Genomic DNA, 3,571 nt, shown 5'->3' with positions numbered 1-3,571 from the left:
GCTGGGGCTGAGGCTGCACGGGCTGGACGCGGAGTCGCTGGACCGGACGGGTTCGGCGCAGCCGGCGATCTTCGCGGTGGAGGTGGCGCTGCTGGCGCTGGTCCGTTCGTGGGGTGTGACGCCGGATGTCGTGGCGGGTCATTCGGTGGGTGAGATCTCGGCCGCGTACGCCGCCGGGGTCCTCTCCCTGGCGGATGCGGCGACGTTGGTGGTGGCGCGGGGCCGGTTGATGCAGGCGCTGCCGTCGGGTGGGGCGATGCTGGCGGTCGGGGCGTCGGAGGCGGAGGTGTGCGGGGCGTTCCCGGACATCGACCTGGCGGCGGTCAACGGGCCGGCCGCGGTGGTCGTGTCGGGCGCCGGGGACGAGATCGTGCGGGTCGCCGAACGCGCTGCCGAGCGGGGTTGGAAGACGTCCCGGCTGCGGACGAGTCACGCGTTCCACTCCCGGCTGATGGAGCCGATGCTCGACGAGTTCGCGGAGGTCGTCCGGAGCCTGCGGTTCGGTGCACCCCGTCTGGCCGCGGTCTCCACCGTCACGGGAGCCGCAGTCTCCGAGGGGGAGTGGTCGGACCCGGAGTACTGGGTCGACCAGGTCCGCCGCCCGGTCCGCTTCGCCGACGCCGTCACCGCCCTCGACGCCGACCGGGTCCTCGAACTCGGCCCCGACGGCGTCCTCACCGCACTCGTGCAGGACACCCGCCCCGAGCTGACCGCCGTCGCGGCCCTGCGCCGCGACCGCGAGGAGTCCGAGACGCTGCTCACCGCGCTCGGGCGGCTGTTCACGGTCGGCGTCGCGGTGGACTGGGCGGCGGTCTTCGCCGGTACCGGCGCGACCCGGCTCGAGCTGCCCACCTACGCCTTCCAGCACGTCACCTACTGGCCCCGCCCGCGCCGCGGGCTGCACGTGACCGACCCGGCCGGCCTCGGCCTGGTCGGCACCGGCCACGCCCTGCTCGGCGCGGCGGTGGAACTGCCCGACTCGCCGACCACCGTGCTCACCGGCCGGCTCTCGGTGGCCACCCACCCCTGGCTGGCCGACCACGTCGTGCTCGACCGGGTCGTGGTGCCCGGTACCGCGCTGGTCGAGATGGCGCTGGCCGCCGGCGACCGGGCGGGCGCCCCGGCGCTTGAGGAGCTGGTCCTGCAGACCCCGCTGACCCTGACGGCGGGCGGCGGCGTCCAGGTCCGCGTCACGGTCGCGGCCGGTGCGGACGACGGACGGCACCAGGTCACGCTGCACGCCCGTGCCGACGAGACCGAGCCGTGGACCGTCCACGCGACCGGTTCGCTCACCGCCCAGGGCGAGGAGCCGGCCGACCCCGGACTGGTCGTCTGGCCGCCGGCCGGAGCCGAGCCGGTACCGGTCGAGGACTTCTACCCGGCGCTGGCCGCCACCGGAATGGCCTACGGGCCCGCCTTCCGGGGACTGCGCAAGGTCTGGCGGCACGGCGCGGAGGTGCTGGCCGAGGTCGGCACCGAGGAGGCGGTCGCCGGGTACGCGCTGCACCCGGCGCTCTTCGACGCCGCCCTGCACGCCGTCGGAGCCGGCGGGCTGCTGCCCGAGCACGGCGTCCGCCTGCCCTTCGAGTTCGCGGGCGTGCGGATCTCCGGCGAGGCCGGAACGGTCCTGCGGGTGCGGCTCACCCCCGGGACGCGCCCCGACAGCGTGCGGGTGGCACTGGCCGACGAGTCCGGCCTGCCGGTCGCCGAGGTCGAGCAGCTGACGCTCCGGCCGGTCTCCGGGGTCCAGCTCTCGGCCGCCGACCGGCTCCTCTACGGCGTGGAGTGGGTGCCGGAGGGGACCGAGGTGTCCGCGGAGCCCCGGGTCACGATCCCGCTCGGCGCCGCGCTGCCCGCCCCCGCCCCGGTGGTGACGGTCGACGCGACCGCGCCCGGCGCGGCGGGTGAGCGCGCAGCCGCCCTGCTCACCCTGCTGCAGACCTGGTTCGCCGACCCGGCCCGGGCCGACTCCCGGCTCGTCGTGCGGACGTCGGGCGCGGTCGGCGAGGAGATCACCGACGCCGACGGCGCCGCGCTGTGGGGTCTGGTGCGGTCGGCGCAGGCCGAACACCCGGACCGCATCCACCTGGTGGACGCCGCGGAGGAGCTGTTCGTCCCGCTGCCGGAGGCCCTGGTCCGCGACGGCGTCGTCCGCGTGCCGCGCCTGGCCCGGATCCGGGCGTCGGGCACGGCGGACCTCGGCGACGGCCTCGTGGTCGTCACCGGTGCCACCGGCACCCTCGGGCGACTGCTCGTCCGGCACCTGCTGCAGACGCACGGCGTCCGTGACCTGCTGCTGCTCTCCCGGTCCGGCGGGGCCGCCGACCCCGACCTCGACCTCGACGGCGTGACCGTACGGTCGGCCGCGTGCGACCTGGCCGACGCCGAGGCCGTCGCCGAGGTCCTGCGGGACGAGCCGGTCACCGCGGTGATCCACGCCGCCGGTGTGCTCGACGACGCGCTCCTCGCCGACCTCACCCCGGAGCGGCTGCGGACGGTGTTCCGCGCCAAGGTGGACGCCGCCGCCAACCTGCGCGCCGCCACGGCCGACCGGCCCCTGACGGCGTTCGTGCTGTACTCCTCGGCCGCCGGCCTGTTCGGCGGTCCCGGCCAGGCCAACTACGCCGCCGCCAACGCCTTCCTGGACGCCTACGCCGCCGAACTGCGGTCGCAGGGCGTCCCGGCCACCTCGCTGGCCTGGGGCCTGTGGGACGCCGGGATGGGCAGCGGGCTCAGCGACGCCGAACGCGCGAGGGCCCGGCAGGGCGGCATCGTGCCGCTCGGTGCCGAGCAGGGCCTCGCCGCGTTCGACGCCGCGCTGGCCGTCGACCGCGCGGCCGTCGTGCCGCTCGGGCTCGACCTGGCCGCGCTGCGGACCCGGCCCTGGGTGCCGCCGCTGCTGCGCGGGCTGGTGCCGGCGCCGGGACGGCCTGCGGCGGCCACGGCGGGCGGCGGGTTCGCCGCACGCCTGGCCGGGCTGGCGGAGGCCGAACGCGAGCGGGTCGGCCTCGACCTGGTCCGCACACACGTGGCCGCGGTCCTCGGCCACGCCGACGGGTCGGCGGTCGCCGCGGACCTGCCGTTCAGCGAGCTGGGCTTCGACTCGCTGACCGCCGTCGAACTGCGCAACCGGCTCAACGCGGTGACCGGACTGCGGCTCTCCTCCACGCTGGTCTTCGACTACCCGAACGTCCTCGCACTCGCCGCGTACCTGGCCGACGAACTCGCCGGGGCGGTCGCGGCGGCGGCCCCGGTGGTGACCGCCGCGGTCGCCTCGGACGAGCCGATCGCGATCGTGGGGATGGCGTGCCGTTACCCCGGGGGTGTCGCGTCGCCGGAGGACCTGTGGGAGCTGGTGGCGTCCGGGCGGGACGGGATCGGGTTCTTCCCCGAGGACCGTGGCTGGGACGTGGAGAACCTGTACCACCCGGACCCGGACCACCCGGGTACCTCGTACACGCGGGAGGGTGGATTCCTCTACAGCGCGGGGGACTTCGATCCGGAGGTGTTCGGGATCTCGCCGCGTGAGGCGTTGGCGATGGACCCGCAGCACCGGTTGCTGCTGGAGACG

1 protein-coding gene is annotated in these 3,571 nt (G+C 76.2%); it reads left to right on the top strand.

Annotation, left to right across the window (positions count from 1 at the left end; translation table 11 throughout):
* A partial coding sequence (locus PUR61_RS03755; RefSeq protein ID WP_329875571.1) for an SDR family NAD(P)-dependent oxidoreductase occupies positions 1 to 3,571 on the top strand: 3,571 nt, incomplete at both ends.

Source organism: Streptomyces sp. BE20 (assembly GCF_036322525.1).
Taxonomy (GTDB): Bacteria; Actinomycetota; Actinomycetes; order Streptomycetales; family Streptomycetaceae; genus Kitasatospora.
Note: the sequence above shows the minus strand (reverse complement) of the source record. Positions and strands in the feature narration are given on the sequence as shown.